This window comes from Streptomyces sp. NPDC044063 (assembly GCF_056434285.1).
In genome coordinates, this window is record NZ_JBWKFM010000038.1 from 1 (window position 1) to 15225 (window position 15225).

Genomic DNA, 15225 nt, shown 5'->3' on the forward strand with positions numbered 1-15225 from the left:
CCCCCCCCCTCTCCCCCCCCCCCCCCCCCCCCCCCCCCCCCCCCCCCCCCCCCCCCCCCCCCCCCCCCCCCCCCCCCCCCCCCCCCCCCCCCCCCGGTTCGTTATCGGCAAAAGACGGCAGCCGCTGTGACGGCTAGGCGTCCTCGTGCTGGACGGCGCGACGGGCGTCGGCGTCGAGCACACCCCAGCTGATCAGCTGCTCGGTGAGCACCGAGGGCGACTGGTCGTAGATGACGGCGAGGGTCCGCAGGTCGTCCTGGCGGATCGAGAGGACCTTGCCGTTGTAGTCGCCGCGCTGGCTCTGGATGGTGGCGGCGTAACGCTGCAGCGGGCCGGCCTTCTCGGCCGGGACGTGGGCGAGCCGCTCCAGGTCCAGGACCAGCTTCGGCGGCGGCTCGGCGGCGCCGCCGGGCGTGGTGCCGGGCAGCAGCTCCTGCACGGGCACACCGTAGAAATCGGCCAGCTCGGCCAGGCGCTGCACGGTCACGGCACGGTCGCCGCGCTCGTACGAACCGACCACGACGGCCTTCCAGCGCCCCTGGGACTTCTCCTCGACGCCATGGAGGGAGAGGCCCTGCTGGGTGCGGATGGCGCGGAGCTTGGCCCCGAGCTGTTTGGCGTATTCGCTGGACATAAAGCTCCCCGGACGCTGTATCGACGTGCGCGGCGTCAGCTCGACGGCCGCGTGTCTGGTAACTCACTGTGAGGTTACGCAGCGTAATCTCGGTTCGTCAAGCCGAATGGTGCCCGCTCTGGGCCGTCAGTGGGGTGATGGCGTAAGGCGCCCGCTGGTGCTGGTACGGTGAAACATGTAAATCCGACGTCCTTTAAAGTCCGTCCCGTGAGGCGGAGAAGGAGGTCCGTTTCGTATGGACGCAATTCCTGCTGCGCGTCCCGTGCTCGAAGCACCGGACATCGCCCGGGTCCTCACCCGGATCGCTCATGAGATCGTCGAGCGCGCCAAGGGCGCCGACGACGTCGTGCTCCTCGGCATTCCCACCCGCGGTGTCTTCCTCGCCCGCCGGCTGGCCGCCAAGCTCGAAGAGATCACCGGCGGCAAGATGCCGGTCGGCTCCCTCGACATCACGATGTACCGCGACGACCTGCGGCTGCGTCCCGCCCGTGCGCTCGCCCGCACCGAGATCCCCGGTGAGGGCATCGACGGCAGGCTCGTCATCCTCGTCGACGACGTGCTCTTCTCCGGCCGCACCATCCGTGCCGCCCTCGACGCCATGAACGACCTCGGCCGGCCGCGCGCCGTCCAGCTGGCCGTCCTCGTCGACCGCGGCCACCGCGAGCTCCCGATCCGCGCCGACTACGTCGGCAAGAACCTCCCCACGTCGCTGCGGGAGACGGTCAAGGTCCACCTGACCGAGGAGGACGGCCGCGACAGCGTGCTCCTCGGCGCGGGCACGACCACCCCGGCAGACGGGCAGTAGCACCCCCACCACGGACCCGGTGATCCCGGGGCCGTGCCGCGGCATGCCCGTCCGTACCCCCGCATACCTCCTCAACCACGGAGCAACCGGATGCAGCGCCATCTCATCTCGGCCGCCGACCTCACCCGCGACGACGCCGTCCTGATCCTCGACACCGCCGAGGAAATGGCCCGGGTCGCCGACCGGCCCATCAAGAAGCTGCCGACCCTGCGCGGCCGTACCGTCGTCAACCTCTTCTTCGAGGACTCGACGCGGACCCGCATCTCCTTCGAGGCCGCCGCCAAGCGGCTCTCGGCCGACGTCATCAACTTCTCCGCCAAGGGCTCCTCGGTCTCCAAGGGCGAGTCGCTCAAGGACACCGCCCTGACCCTGGAGGCGATGGGCGCGGACGCCGTCGTCATCCGCCACCACGCCTCCGGCGCGCCCTACCGGCTCGCCAACTCCGGCTGGATCGACGGGGCCGTCGTCAACGCCGGTGACGGCACCCACGAGCACCCCACCCAGGCGCTGCTGGACGCCTTCACCATGCGCCGCCGCCTGGTCGGCCGGGACGCCGGCCTCGGCAAGGACCTGTCCGGCCGCCGGATCACGATCGTCGGCGACGTGCTGCACAGCCGGGTGGCCCGCTCCAACGTCCACCTGCTGACCACGCTCGGCGCCGAGGTCACCCTGGTCGCCCCGCCCACGCTGGTGCCGGTCGGCGTCGAGACCTGGCCCTGCGAGGTCTCCTACGACCTGGACGCGGTGCTGCCGAAGTCCGACGCCGTGATGATGCTGCGGGTGCAGCGCGAGCGGATGAACGCCGCGTTCTTCCCCACCGAGCGCGAGTACTCGCGGCGCTACGGCCTGGACGGCGACCGCATGGCGAAGATGCCCGAGCACGCCGTCGTGATGCACCCCGGCCCGATGAACCGCGGCATGGAGATCACCGCCGAGGTCGCCGACTCCGACCGCTGCACGGCCGTCGAGCAGGTCGCCAACGGCGTCAGCACCCGGATGGCCGTCCTCTACCTGCTGCTGGGCGGCTCCGAGCCGGCCGTCACCACGAACAACGCCCGCACCGAGGAGAGCAAGTAACCATGACCAAGATCCTGATCCGTGGTGCGAAGGTCCTCGGCGGCGAGCCGCAGGACGTCCTGATCGACGGCGAGACCATCGCGGCGGTCGGCACCGGCCTGTCCGCCGAGGACGCGACGGTCATCGAGGCCGACGGCAAGATCCTGCTGCCCGGACTGGTCGACCTCCACACCCACCTGCGCGAGCCCGGCCGCGAGGACTCCGAGACCGTCCTGACCGGCACCCGGGCCGCCGCGAGCGGCGGCTACACCGCCGTCTTCGCCATGGCCAACACCTTCCCGGTCGCCGACACGGCCGGCGTCGTCGAGCAGGTCTGGCGGCTCGGCAAGGAGTCCGGTTACTGCGACGTCCAGCCCATCGGCGCCGTCACCGTCGGCCTGGAGGGCAAGCAGCTCTCCGAGCTCGGCGCCATGCACGACTCCGCCGCCGGTGTCACCGTCTTCTCCGACGACGGCAAGTGCGTCGACGACGCGGTGATCATGCGCCGCGCGCTGGAGTACGTGAAGGCCTTCGGCGGCGTCATCGCCCAGCACGCGCAGGAGCCCCGGCTCACCGAGGGTGCCCAGATGAACGAGGGCATCGTCTCCGCCGAGCTGGGCCTGGGCGGCTGGCCGGCCGTCGCCGAGGAGTCGATCATCGCGCGCGACGTCCTGCTCGCCGAGCACGTCGGCTCCCGGGTGCACATCTGCCACCTGTCCACCGCCGGCTCGGTCGAGATCGTCCGCTGGGCCAAGTCCCGCGGCATCGACGTCACCGCCGAGGTCACCCCGCACCACCTGCTCCTCACCGACGAGCTCGTGCGGTCCTACAACCCGGTCTACAAGGTGAACCCGCCGCTGCGCACCGAGCGCGACGTGATGGCGCTGCGCGAGGCGCTGGCCGACGGCACGATCGACATCGTCGCCACCGACCACGCCCCGCACCCCCACGAGGACAAGGACTGCGAGTGGGCCGCGGCCGCCATGGGCATGGTGGGCCTGGAGACCGCGCTCGCCGTGGTGCAGCACACGATGGTCGAGACCGGGCTGCTGGACTGGGCCGGGGTCGCCGAGCGGATGTCGGTCAAGCCCGCGGAGATCGGCAGCCTCGCCGGTCACGGCCGCCCCATCGCTCCCGGTGAGCCCGCCAACCTCACCCTGGTCGATTCCGCTTACCGTGGTGTCGTGGACCCCGCGGGCTTCGCCTCCCGCAGCCGCAACACCCCCTACGAGGGCCGCGAGCTGCCGGGTCGCGTCACCCACACCTTCCTGCGGGGCCGGGCGACGGTCGTGGACGGGAATCTCGCGTGACACCTGCACAAATCATCACTCTGGCGGCCGAGCGGAAGTCCGCCGACGTCACCGACTGGGCCGCGCGCGCCGGCTGGGTCGTGGGGCTGCTGCTCTTCATCGCACTGCTCTACTGGCTGATGCGCGAGGGCTGGAAGTGGCGCGGCACGCTCCAGGGCGACCTGCCCGAGTTGCCCGCGGCCCCCGGCGGGCGGGGTGAGCCCACGCTCACGATGAGTGGCCGCTACCACGGCTCCACCACCGCCGGGCAGTGGCTCGACCGCATCGTCGCGCACGGGCTGGGCACGCGCAGCAAGGCGGAGCTCACCCTGACGGAGCAGGGCGTGGACGTCGTACGGCCCGGCGCCCAGGACTTCTTCATCCCCGCCGCCGCCCTGCGCGGCGCCCGCCTGGAGACGGGCATCGCGGGCAAGGTCCTCCCCGAGGGCCTGCTCGTGATCACCTGGCAGCACGGCGACAAGACCATCGACTCGGGCTTCCGCTCCGACCGGGCGGCCGAGCACGCCGCCTGGGTCGAGGCGGTCGGCACCATGAACAGCACTACGGAAGGCGCACGATGACGACCTCCAGCAGGGGAAGCAAGGTCCCCGCCGTACTCGTCCTGGAGGACGGTCGTACGTTCCGCGGCCGTGCCTACGGGGCGGTCGGGACGACCTTCGGCGAGGCCGTGTTCTCCACCGGCATGACCGGCTACCAGGAGACCCTGACCGACCCGTCCTACCACCGCCAGGTCGTCGTGATGACGGCCCCGCACGTGGGCAACACGGGCGTCAACGACGAGGACCCCGAGTCCGGCCGCATCTGGGTCGCCGGCTACGTGGTCCGCGACCCCGCCCGCGTCCCGTCCAACTGGCGCTCGCGCCGTTCCCTGGACGAGGAGCTGGCCAAGCAGGGCGTCGTCGGCATCAGCGGCGTCGACACCCGCGCGCTCACCCGCCACCTGCGCGAGCGCGGCGCGATGCGTGTCGGCATCTTCTCCGGCAACTCGCTCCCCGACGAGGGCGTCATGCTCGCCGAGGTCCGCCAGGCCCCCGAGATGCAGGGCGCCGACCTCTCCGCGGAGGTCGCCACCAAGGAGGCCTACGTCGTCCCCGCGATCGGTGAGAAGCGCTTCACCGTCGCCGCGGTCGACCTGGGCATCAAGGGCATGACCCCGCACCGGATGGCCGAGCGCGGCATCGAGGTGCACGTCCTGCCGGCCACCGCCACCGCCGAGGACGTCTACGCGGTGAACCCGGACGGCGTGTTCTTCTCCAACGGCCCGGGCGACCCGGCCACCGCCGACCACCCGGTCTCCGTGATGCGCGAGGTCCTCTCCCGCAAGACCCCCCTGTTCGGCATCTGCTTCGGCAACCAGATCCTCGGCCGCGCGCTGGGCTTCGGCACCTACAAGCTGAAGTACGGCCACCGGGGCATCAACCAGCCCGTGCAGGACCGCACGACCGGCAAGGTCGAGGTCACGGCCCACAACCACGGTTTCGCCGTCGACGCCCCGCTCGACGCGGCCACCGACACGCCCTACGGCCGGGTCGAGGTCTCCCACGTGTGTCTCAACGACAACGTGGTCGAAGGCCTCCAGCTGCTCGACCAGCCGGCATTCAGCGTCCAGTACCACCCCGAGGCAGCCGCAGGACCGCACGACGCCGCGTACCTGTTCGACCGCTTCGTCTCCCTGATGGAGGGCCAGCGTGCCTAAGCGCACCGACATCCAGTCCGTTCTGGTCATCGGCTCCGGCCCGATCGTCATCGGCCAGGCCGCGGAGTTCGACTACTCCGGCACCCAGGCCTGCCGCGTGCTGAAGTCCGAGGGCCTGCGGGTCGTCCTCGTCAACTCCAACCCGGCCACGATCATGACCGACCCGGAGATCGCCGACGCCACGTACGTCGAGCCGATCACCCCGGAGTTCGTCGAGAAGATCATCGCCAAGGAGCGCCCCGACGCGCTCCTGCCCACCCTCGGCGGCCAGACCGCGCTCAACACCGCGATCTCGATGCACGAGAACGGTGTCCTGGAGAAGTACGGCGTGGAGCTGATCGGCGCCAACGTCGAGGCCATCCACAAGGGCGAGGACCGCGACCTGTTCAAGGGCGTCGTCGAGGCGGTCAACGCCAAGATCGGCCACGGAGAGTCCGCTCGCTCGGTCATCTGCCACACCATGGACGAGGTCATCGCGGGCGTCGACGAGCTCGGCGGCTACCCCGTCGTCGTCCGCCCCTCCTTCACCATGGGCGGCGCCGGCTCCGGCTTCGCCCACGACGAGGAGGAGCTGCGCCGCATCGCCGGTCAAGGCCTCACGCTCTCCCCGACCACCGAGGTGCTCCTGGAGGAGTCCATCCTCGGCTGGAAGGAGTACGAGCTGGAGCTGATGCGCGACAAGAACGACAACGTCGTGGTCGTCTGCTCCATCGAGAACTTCGACCCGATGGGCGTGCACACCGGTGACTCCATCACCGTGGCGCCCGCGATGACGCTGACCGACCGCGAGTACCAGGTCCTGCGCGACATCGGCATCGCGATCATCCGCGAGGTCGGCGTCGACACCGGCGGCTGCAACATCCAGTTCGCGGTCAACCCCGACGACGGCCGGGTCATCGTCATCGAGATGAACCCGCGCGTCTCCCGCTCCTCGGCGCTGGCGTCCAAGGCCACCGGCTTCCCGATCGCCAAGATCGCGGCGCGGCTCGCCGTCGGCTACACGCTGGACGAGATCCCCAACGACATCACCGAGAAGACCCCGGCGTCCTTCGAGCCCACGCTCGACTACGTCGTGGTCAAGGCGCCCCGCTTCGCGTTCGAGAAGTTCCCGGCCGCCGACGCCACGCTGACGACGACCATGAAGTCGGTCGGCGAGGCCATGGCCATCGGCCGCAACTTCACCGAGGCCCTCCAGAAGGCCCTGCGCTCGCTGGAGAAGAAGGGCTCGCAGTTCGACTTCGTGTCGGCACCGGGCGACAAGGCCGAGCTGCTGGAGAAGGCCGTCCGGCCCACCGACGGCCGCATCAACACCGTGATGGCCGCCATCCGGGCCGGTGCCACGCCCGAGGAGGTCTTCGAGGCCACCCGTATCGACCCCTGGTTCGTCGACCAGCTCTTCCTGATCAAGGAGATCGCCGACGAGCTGGCCGCCGCCGACAAGCTCGAGCCCGAGCTGCTCGCCGAGGCCAAGCGGCACGGCTTCTCCGACGCCCAGATCGGCGCGATCCGGGGCCTGCGCGAGGACGTCGTCCGCGAGGTCCGGCACGCCCTCGGTGTCCGCCCGGTCTACAAGACGGTCGACACCTGCGCCGCCGAGTTCGCCGCGAAGACCCCGTACTTCTACTCGTCCTACGACGAGGAGTCCGAGGTCGCGCCGCGCGAGAAGCCCGCGGTGATCATCCTGGGCTCCGGCCCGAACCGTATCGGCCAGGGCATCGAGTTCGACTACTCGTGCGTCCACGCCTCCTTCGCGCTGAGCGACGCGGGCTACGAGACCGTGATGGTCAACTGCAACCCGGAGACCGTCTCCACCGACTACGACACCTCCGACCGGCTCTACTTCGAGCCGCTCACCCTGGAGGACGTCCTGGAGATCGTCCACGCGGAGTCCCTCGCGGGCCCCGTCGCGGGCGTCGTCGTCCAGCTCGGCGGCCAGACCCCGCTGGGCCTCGCCCAGGCGCTCAAGGACAACGGCGTGCCGATCGTCGGCACCTCCCCGGAGGCCATCGACCTCGCCGAGGAGCGCGGCGCCTTCGGCCGCGTGCTGACCGAGGCCGGGCTGCCCGCGCCCAAGTACGGCACCGCCTACTCCTTCGAGGAGGCCAAGGGCATCGCCGCCGGCATCGGCTACCCGGTCATGGTCCGCCCGTCCTACGTGCTCGGCGGCCGCGGCATGGAGATCGTCTACGACGAGCCCTCGCTCGCCGGCTACCTGGAGCGGCACGCGGGCCTGATCTCCGAGCACCCGGTGCTCATCGACCGCTTCCTCGACGACGCCATCGAGATCGACGTCGACGCGCTCTACGACGGCCAGGAGCTCTACCTCGGCGGCGTCATGGAGCACATCGAGGAGGCCGGCATCCACTCCGGCGACTCCGCCTGCGCGCTGCCCCCGATCACCCTCGGCGGCTACGACATCAAGCGGCTGCGGGCCTCCACCGAGGCCATCGCCAAGGGCGTCGGCGTGCGCGGTCTGATCAACATCCAGTTCGCCATGGCCGGGGACATCCTCTACGTCCTGGAGGCCAACCCGCGCGCCTCCCGTACGGTGCCGTTCACCTCCAAGGCGACGGCCGTCCCGCTGGCGAAGGCCGCCGCCCGGATCTCGCTGGGCGCGACCATCGCCGAGCTGCGCGCCGAGGGCATGCTGCCGAAGGCCGGCGACGGCGGCACGCTGCCGCTGGACGCGCCGATCTCCGTCAAGGAGGCCGTCATGCCGTGGTCGCGCTTCCGCGACATCCACGGCCGCGGCGTGGACACCGTCCTCGGCCCGGAGATGCGCTCCACCGGAGAGGTCATGGGCATCGACAGCGTCTTCGGCACCGCCTACGCCAAGTCGCAGGCCGGCGCGTACGGCGCGCTGCCCACCAAGGGCCGCGCGTTCGTCTCGGTCGCCAACCGCGACAAGCGCTCGATGATCTTCCCGGCCCGTGAGCTGGTCGCCCACGGCTTCGAGCTCCTCGCCACCTCCGGCACCGCCGAGGTCCTGCGCCGCAACGGCATCAACGCCACCGTGGTCCGCAAGCAGAGCGAGGGCGAGGGCCCGAACGGCGAGAAGACCATCGTCCAGCTCATCCACGACGGCCAGGTCGACCTGATCGTCAACACCCCGTACGGCACCGGCGGCCGTCTCGACGGCTACGAGATCCGCACCGCCGCGGTCGCCCGCGCGGTGCCGTGCCTGACGACGGTCCAGGCGCTCGCCGCCGCCGTCCAGGGCATCGAGGCCTTCAACCGGGGCGAGGTCGGCGTCCGCTCCCTCCAGGAGCACGCCCGGCAGCTGACCGACGCCAGGTCCTGACCCCCGCCGCCCACCCGCCCCGCCCGGGGCGGGTGGGCGGTTCCCCGGAACCTCCCCCTCGCCCGTGGAAGGCCCGTCACCCCGATGTACTCGCTCCTCTTCCGACTGATCTTCACGCGCATGGACCCCGAGCGGGCCCACCACCTGGCCTTCGGCTGGATCCGTGCCGTCTCCCGCGTCCCCGTCCTGCGCACCTTCGTCGCGGCCGTCCTCGCGCCGCGCCACAAGGAGCTGCGTACGGAGGCCCTGGGCCTGCGGATGCACGGCCCCTTCGGCCTCGCCGCGGGCTTCGACAAGAACGCCTCCGCGATCGACGGCATGGCCATGCTCGGCTTCGACCACGTCGAGGTCGGCACCGTCACCGCGCAGCCCCAGCCCGGCAACCCCAAGAAGCGCCTCTTCCGCCTCGTGGCGGACCGCGCGCTGGTCAACCGCATGGGCTTCAACAACGACGGCTCGGTGGCCGTGGCGGAGCGCCTGGCGGCCCGCCGCGAGGTCTTCCGTACCACCGTCGGTGTCAACATCGGCAAGACCAAGGTCGTGCCCGAGGCCGAGGCCGTCGCCGACTACGTCGCCTCCACCGAGCGGCTCGCGGCCCACGCCGACTACCTCGTCGTCAACGTCTCCTCGCCCAACACGCCCGGGCTGCGGAACCTCCAGGCCACCGAGTCGCTGCGGCCGCTGCTCGCCGCCGTCCGCGAGGCCGCCGACCGCACGGTCACCGCGCGCCGGGTGCCCCTGCTGGTGAAGATCGCCCCCGATCTGGCCGACGAGGACGTCGACGCCGTCGCCGACCTCGCCGTCGAGCTGGGCCTGGACGGCATCATCGCCACCAACACCACCATCGCCCGCGACGGCCTCGGCCTCACCACCCCGAAGCGGACCGTCGAGGCCATCGGCGCGGGCGGTCTGTCCGGCGCCCCCCTGAAGGCCCGCTCGCTGGAGGTCCTGAGCCGTCTGTACGCCCGTGTGGGCGACCGGATCACCCTCGTCGGGGTCGGCGGCGTCGAGACCGCCGACGACGTCTGGGAGCGCATCCTGGCGGGCGCCACGCTCGTCCAGGGCTACAGCGCCTTCGTCTACGAGGGCCCCTTCTGGTGCCGCACGATCCACAAGGGCCTGGCCGAGCGCCTGGCGGCCAGCCCGTACACCACCCTCGCCGAGGCCGTCGGCGCGGCCGCGCGATGAAGGAGAAGCCCATGACGACCGAATCCTTCGGCGCCCGTCTGCGCCGCGCCATGGACGAGCGCGGCCCCCTCTGCGTCGGCATCGACCCCCACGCCTCCCTGCTGGCCGACTGGGGCCTGTCCGACGACATCGCCGGCCTGGAGCGCTTCACGCACACCGTCGTGGAGGCGCTGGCCGACCGCGTGGCCGTCCTCAAGCCGCAGTCCGCCTTCTTCGAGCGCTTCGGCTCGCGCGGCCTCGCGGTCCTGGAGCGGGCGGTGGCCGACGCCCGCGCCGCCGGCGCGCTGGTGCTGATGGACGCCAAGCGCGGCGACATCGGCTCGACGATGGCCGCGTACGCCGAGACGTACCTGGAGCCGTCCTCGCCGCTCTTCTCCGACGCCGTGACCGTCAGCCCGTACCTGGGCTACGGCTCGCTGCGCCCGGCGCTGGACCTGGCCCGGGAGAGCGGCACCGGCGTGTTCGTGCTGGCGCTCACCTCCAACCCGGAGGGCGCGGAGGTGCAGCACGCGGTGCGCTCCGACGGCCGGAGCGTCGCCGCGACGATGCTGGACCACCTGCGGGCCGAGAACGCGGACGCCGCGCCCATGGGCTCGTACGGCGCGGTCGTCGGTGCCACGCTGGGTGACTCCCTGACCGCGGCGGGTGCCGAGCTGGCCATCAACGGTCCGCTGCTCGCGCCGGGCATCGGCGCGCAGGGCGCCACCGCCGCCGACCTGCCCAAGGTCTTCGGCGCGGCCGTGCGCGACGTTGTCCCGAATGTGAGCCGCGGAGTGCTCCGTCATGGCCCGGACACGGCCGCCCTGCGCGACAGTGCGGCGCGTTTCGCCGCCGATGTGCGCGAAGCGGTGGGCGGCTGACACGTCCCAGGCGGGAGGCACCGGCGAGTTAACGCCAACCGCCAAGGAAAATTGTCGGTCATTATGTCCGGAAAAGTCCTGGTCGATCGAGGCTGACCAGGACTTTTCGCTTGTTCTCGCTGACTGGAGCGGCATCGGCCGCTAGTCTCCGACGAGAGCGAACGTGCAAGCGCGTTGCTCGTTGCTCCCCAGGTGTGGGCCGACTAGGTTCCTCACCGGTCCGTATCCGACAGTTCGACATCCGAGGTGACGTAGGCGTGGCTCTTCCGCCCCTTACCCCTGAACAGCGCGCAGCCGCGCTCGAAAAGGCCGCCGCGGCTCGCCGGGCCCGCGCCGAGGTCAAGAATCGGCTCAAGCACTCCGGCGCCTCCCTGCACGAGGTCATCGAGCAGGGACAGAAGGACGACGTCATCGGCAAGATGAAGGTCAGCGCCCTGCTGGAGAGCCTGCCCGGCGTCGGCAAGGTCCGCGCCAAGCAGATCATGGAGCGGCTCGGCATCTCCGAGAGCCGCCGTGTCCGCGGTCTCGGCTCCAACCAGATCGCCTCCCTGGAGCGCGAGTTCGGCGGCAAGGCCGCCTGACGACGGCCCCCCGGGAGTGCCCCGCGGCGGCCCGGCGTTCCCAGGCACTCCCGGGAACCGGGATAATCGCTGCATGAGTACTGCAGTCTCCCGGGGGACGTCCCCCGTCCCTCCGGCCGGACAACCGCGGCTGACCGTGCTCTCCGGCCCCTCCGGGGTCGGTAAGAGCACGGTCGTCGCCCATATGCGCAAGGCCCACCCCGACGTCTGGCTGTCGGTCTCCTGCACCACCCGCAAGCCGCGGCCCGGCGAGCAGGAGGGCGTCCAGTACTTCTTCGTGGACGACGAGGAGTTCGACAAGCTGGTCGCCAATGGCGAGCTGCTGGAGTGGGCCGAGTTCGCGGGCAACCGCTACGGCACGCCCCGCCGGGCCGTGCTCGACCGCCTGGAGGCGGGCGAGCCGGTCCTGCTGGAGATCGATCTCCAGGGCGCCCGCCAGGTGCGCGAGACCATGCCGGAGGCCCAGCTGGTCTTCCTCGCGCCCCCCGGCTGGGACGAGCTGGTCCGCCGGCTCACCGGCCGGGGCACCGAGTCGCCCGAGGTCATCGAGCGCCGGCTGACGGTGGCCAAGGTGGAGCTGGCGGCGGAGTCGGAGTTCGACACCACGCTGGTCAACACCTCGGTCGAGGACGTCGCGCGCGAGCTGCTAGCCTTGCTGCGCTGAACATCTTTCTTCACCCCCCTTCGGAAGGCAGAGAGTGTCCTCTTCCATCACCGCGCCCGAGGGCATCATCAACCCGCCGATTGATGAGCTGCTCGAGGCGACCGACTCGAAGTACAGCCTGGTGATCTACGCCGCCAAGCGCGCGCGTCAGATCAACGCGTACTACTCGCAGCTCGGCGAGGGCCTGCTGGAGTACGTCGGCCCGCTGGTGGACACCCACGTCCACGAGAAGCCGCTCTCCATCGCGCTCCGCGAGATCAACGCGGGCCTGCTGACCTCCGAGGCCGTCGAGGCCCCGGCGCAGTAGGCGCACCCGGCGCGGCATTCGCGTCGTAACTTTTCGTCACCAAGGGCCCGGCAGGGGGCGCCACCCAGCGATGCTGGGGGACGTCTGCCGGGCCCTTGGTGTGTCATAGGACCGTACATACGTGCGTGTGCACGGTGATCGTGGGGAGAAGCGAGAGCGATGGACAAGCCCGAGGTCGTCCTGGGGGTCAGCGGCGGGATCGCCGCCTACAAGGCGTGCGAGCTGCTGCGCAGGCTCACCGAGTCGGGGCACGACGTCCGGGTCGTGCCGACCGAGTCGGCCCTGAACTTCGTCGGGGAGGCGACCTGGTCCGCGCTCTCCGGCCACCCCGCCGCCACCCGGGTGTGGGAGTCCGTGCACGAGGTGCCGCACGTGCGGATCGGCCAGCGCGCCGACCTCGTCGTGGTCGCGCCCGCCACCGCCGACATGCTGGCCAAGGCGGCCCACGGCCTGGCCGACGACCTGCTGACCAACACCCTGCTCACGGCCCGCTGCCCCGTCGTCTTCGCCCCGGCCATGCACACCGAGATGTGGGAGCACGCCGCCACCCAGGAGAACGTGGCCACGCTGCGCCGCCGCGGCGCGATCGTCCTGGAGCCCGCCGTCGGCCGGCTGACCGGCGCCGACACCGGCAAGGGCCGCTTCCCGGACCCCGCGGAGATCTTCGAGGTCTGCCGCCGGGTGCTCGCCCGGGGCGACCGGGCGGCGGCCGACCTCGCCGGCCGTCACGTCGTGGTGAGCGCCGGCGGCACCCGTGAGCCGCTGGACCCCGTGCGGTACCTGGGCAACCGCTCCTCGGGCAAGCAGGGGTACGCCCTGGCCCGTACGGCTGTCGCCCGGGGAGCCAGGGTGACGCTCGTCGCCGCCAACAGCGAGCTGCCCGACCCGGCCGGGGTCGACGTGGTGCGCGTGGGGACGGCCGTTCAACTGCGGGAGGCCGTGATCAAGGCGGCGACGGACGCGGACGCCGTGGTGATGGCCGCCGCCGTGGCCGACTTCCGCCCGGCGAGCTACGCCGAAGGCAAGATCAAGAAGCGGGACGGGCAGGAGCCCGAGCCGGTCGCGCTCGTCCGCAACCCCGACGTCCTCGCCGAGCTCTCCGCGCACCGCGCGCGGCCCGGCCAGATCGTCGTCGGCTTCGCCGCGGAGACCGACGACGTCCTCGCGAACGGCCGCGCCAAGCTGGCCCGCAAGGGCTGTGACCTGCTGGTCGTCAACGAGGTGGGGGAGCGCAAGACCTTCGGGTCGGAGGAGAACGAGGCCGTCGTCCTCGCCTGTGACGGCACCGAGACCGCGGTCCCGCACGGTCCCAAGGAAGCCCTCGCGGACACCGTCTGGGACCTGGTGCTGCCGCGTCTCGCCTGACCCGGGGGACGGCCGCATTCCGCTGTGCTCCCGTGACGATTTCGTGACGGGAGTCACAGGGCATGCGGTATGTCATCCGGGAGGGGATGTCCGAAGCGGAAGAACGCCGGATAAACTGGCAACCGGATCCGGGTCGAGCGCAGCTCTCGGCCGGATCTTTCAATGATCAGCCAGCAGCCGCTGCAACCCCAGGGAGCGATGTGTCCCGCCGCCTGTTCACCTCGGAGTCCGTCACCGAGGGTCACCCCGACAAGATCGCTGACCAGATCAGCGACTCCATTCTCGACGCCCTCCTCAAGGAGGACCCGACGTCCCGCGTCGCCGTCGAGACCCTCATCACCACCGGCCTGGTGCACGTGGCCGGTGAGGTGACCACGAAGGCCTACGCGCCGATCGCCTCGCTCGTCCGCAGCAAGATCCTCGAGATCGGCTACGACTCGTCGAAGAAGGGCTTCGACGGCGCCTCCTGCGGCGTGTCGGTCTCCATCGGCGCGCAGTCCGCGGACATCGCCCAGGGTGTCGACACCGCCTACGAGTCGCGGGTCGAGGGCGACGAGGACGAGCTCGACAAGCAGGGCGCCGGCGACCAGGGCCTGATGTTCGGCTTCGCCTGCGACGAGACCCCGAACCTGATGCCGCTGCCGATCGAGCTGGCCCACCGGCTCTCGCGCCGCCTGTCGGAGGTCCGCAAGAACGGCACCATCCCCTACCTGCGCCCCGACGGCAAGACCCAGGTCACCATCGAGTACGACGGCAACAAGGCCGTGCGCCTGGACACCGTCGTCGTCTCCTCGCAGCACGCGTCGGACATCGACCTGGACTCGCTGCTCGCGCCCGACGTCCGTGAGTTCGTCGTGGAGCACGTCCTCAAGGAGCTCGTCGAGGACGGCATCAAGCTGGACACCGACGGCTACCGCCTGCTGGTGAACCCCACCGGCCGCTTCGAGATCGGCGGCCCGATGGGCGACGCCGGCCTCACCGGCCGCAAGATCATCATCGACACCTACGGCGGCATGGCCCGCCACGGCGGCGGTGCCTTCTCCGGCAAGGACCCGTCCAAGGTGGACCGCTCGGCCGCCTACGCCATGCGCTGGGTCGCCAAGAACGTCGTCGCCGCCGGCCTGGCCGCGCGCTGCGAGGTCCAGGTCGCCTACGCGATCGGCAAGGCCGAGCCGGTCGGTCTGTTCGTCGAGACCTTCGGCACCAACACGATCGACCCGGAGAAGATCGAGACCGCCATCGCCGAGGTCTTCGACCTCCGCCCGGCCGCGATCATCCGCGACCTCGACCTGCTCCGCCCGATCTACGCGCAGACCGCGGCCTACGGCCACTTCGGCCGTGAGCTCCCCGACTTCACCTGGGAGCGCACCGACCGCGTCGAGGCGCTGAAGAAGGCCGCCGGGCTGTAAGCCCCGCGCCCGAGCTTCCCGGAAGGCGTCCCCGCCCTTGTGGCGGGGG

General features: G+C 71.2%; 14 protein-coding genes. 13 read left to right on the plus strand and 1 reads right to left on the minus strand.

What is annotated here, in order from left to right; genetic code table 11:
- Positions 1-133 precede the first annotated feature (133 nt).
- A complete protein-coding gene (gene bldD, locus AC07BS_RS31330; RefSeq protein ID WP_004948690.1) occupies positions 134-634 on the minus strand; it encodes a transcriptional regulator BldD in 501 nt (166 codons plus the stop codon).
- A gap of 235 nt (positions 635-869) precedes the next feature.
- On the opposite strand from bldD, the gene pyrR reads away from it, so the two are divergent.
- The 13 genes from pyrR (at position 870) to metK (ending at position 15176) form a co-directional block, all read left to right on the plus strand.
- The gene (pyrR, locus tag AC07BS_RS31335; RefSeq protein WP_478644524.1) at positions 870-1439 is read left to right on the plus strand and encodes a bifunctional pyr operon transcriptional regulator/uracil phosphoribosyltransferase PyrR; all 570 of its coding nucleotides are present in this window, start codon (positions 870-872) and stop codon (positions 1437-1439) included.
- A gap of 90 nt (positions 1440-1529) precedes the next feature.
- Positions 1530-2516 (plus strand): aspartate carbamoyltransferase catalytic subunit, encoded by a 987-nt coding sequence (locus tag AC07BS_RS31340; RefSeq protein WP_478644522.1) that lies wholly within the window; start codon positions 1530-1532, stop codon positions 2514-2516.
- 2 nt (positions 2517-2518) lie between these two features.
- Complete coding sequence (locus AC07BS_RS31345) at positions 2519-3805, plus strand: dihydroorotase (protein ID WP_478644520.1); 1287 nt, start codon at positions 2519-2521, stop codon at positions 3803-3805.
- Positions 3802-4365 carry a PH-like domain-containing protein gene (locus tag AC07BS_RS31350; RefSeq protein ID WP_478644519.1) on the plus strand — a complete coding sequence of 188 codons (564 nt, stop codon included), beginning with the start codon at positions 3802-3804 and terminating at the stop codon, positions 4363-4365. The genes AC07BS_RS31345 and AC07BS_RS31350 overlap by 4 nt, the downstream gene beginning before the upstream one ends.
- The gene (carA, locus tag AC07BS_RS31355) at positions 4362-5501 is read left to right on the plus strand and encodes a glutamine-hydrolyzing carbamoyl-phosphate synthase small subunit (protein ID WP_478644518.1); all 1140 of its coding nucleotides are present in this window, start codon (positions 4362-4364) and stop codon (positions 5499-5501) included. The genes AC07BS_RS31350 and carA overlap by 4 nt, the downstream gene beginning before the upstream one ends.
- A complete protein-coding gene (carB, locus tag AC07BS_RS31360; protein WP_478644516.1) occupies positions 5494-8802 on the plus strand; it encodes a carbamoyl-phosphate synthase large subunit in 3309 nt (1102 codons plus the stop codon). Before carA ends, carB begins: the two co-directional genes overlap by 8 nt.
- Positions 8803-8886: 84 nt before the next feature.
- Entirely contained in the window at positions 8887-9990 is a 1104-nt protein-coding gene (locus AC07BS_RS31365) for a quinone-dependent dihydroorotate dehydrogenase (protein ID WP_478644515.1), read from the plus strand.
- A gap of 11 nt (positions 9991-10001) precedes the next feature.
- Positions 10002-10850, plus strand: a complete 849-nt coding sequence (pyrF, locus tag AC07BS_RS31370) for an orotidine-5'-phosphate decarboxylase (protein WP_478644514.1) — start codon at positions 10002-10004, stop codon at positions 10848-10850.
- Between the two features lie 257 nt (positions 10851-11107).
- Complete coding sequence (locus AC07BS_RS31375; protein ID WP_086566690.1) at positions 11108-11431, plus strand: integration host factor; 324 nt, start codon at positions 11108-11110, stop codon at positions 11429-11431.
- 73 nt (positions 11432-11504) lie between these two features.
- Positions 11505-12095 carry a guanylate kinase gene (gmk, locus tag AC07BS_RS31380; protein WP_478644511.1) on the plus strand — a complete coding sequence of 197 codons (591 nt, stop codon included), beginning with the start codon at positions 11505-11507 and terminating at the stop codon, positions 12093-12095.
- A gap of 34 nt (positions 12096-12129) precedes the next feature.
- A complete protein-coding gene (gene rpoZ, locus AC07BS_RS31385) occupies positions 12130-12402 on the plus strand; it encodes a DNA-directed RNA polymerase subunit omega (RefSeq protein ID WP_030360466.1) in 273 nt (90 codons plus the stop codon).
- A gap of 159 nt (positions 12403-12561) precedes the next feature.
- Positions 12562-13767: a bifunctional phosphopantothenoylcysteine decarboxylase/phosphopantothenate--cysteine ligase CoaBC gene (gene coaBC / locus AC07BS_RS31390; RefSeq protein WP_478935193.1), complete on the plus strand. Its 1206-nt coding sequence runs from the start codon at positions 12562-12564 to the stop codon at positions 13765-13767.
- Positions 13768-13967: 200 nt separating this feature from the next.
- Positions 13968-15176, plus strand: coding sequence for a methionine adenosyltransferase (gene metK, locus AC07BS_RS31395; protein WP_478644506.1), 1209 nt, complete (start codon positions 13968-13970; stop codon positions 15174-15176).
- The last annotated feature ends 49 nt before the right edge of the window (positions 15177-15225 follow it).

Coding starts and splice junctions, on each gene's coding strand:
- bldD (WP_004948690.1), bottom strand. CDS start 634: ATGTCCAGCGAATACGCCAAACAGCTCGGGGCCAAGCTCCGCGCCATC.
- pyrR (WP_478644524.1), top strand. CDS start 870: ATGGACGCAATTCCTGCTGCGCGTCCCGTGCTCGAAGCACCGGACATC.
- AC07BS_RS31340 (WP_478644522.1), top strand. CDS start 1,530: ATGCAGCGCCATCTCATCTCGGCCGCCGACCTCACCCGCGACGACGCC.
- AC07BS_RS31345 (WP_478644520.1), top strand. CDS start 2,519: ATGACCAAGATCCTGATCCGTGGTGCGAAGGTCCTCGGCGGCGAGCCG.
- carA (WP_478644518.1), top strand. CDS start 4,362: ATGACGACCTCCAGCAGGGGAAGCAAGGTCCCCGCCGTACTCGTCCTG.
- AC07BS_RS31365 (WP_478644515.1), top strand. CDS start 8,887: ATGTACTCGCTCCTCTTCCGACTGATCTTCACGCGCATGGACCCCGAG.
- pyrF (WP_478644514.1), top strand. CDS start 10,002: ATGACGACCGAATCCTTCGGCGCCCGTCTGCGCCGCGCCATGGACGAG.
- gmk (WP_478644511.1), top strand. CDS start 11,505: ATGAGTACTGCAGTCTCCCGGGGGACGTCCCCCGTCCCTCCGGCCGGA.
- coaBC (WP_478935193.1), top strand. CDS start 12,562: ATGGACAAGCCCGAGGTCGTCCTGGGGGTCAGCGGCGGGATCGCCGCC.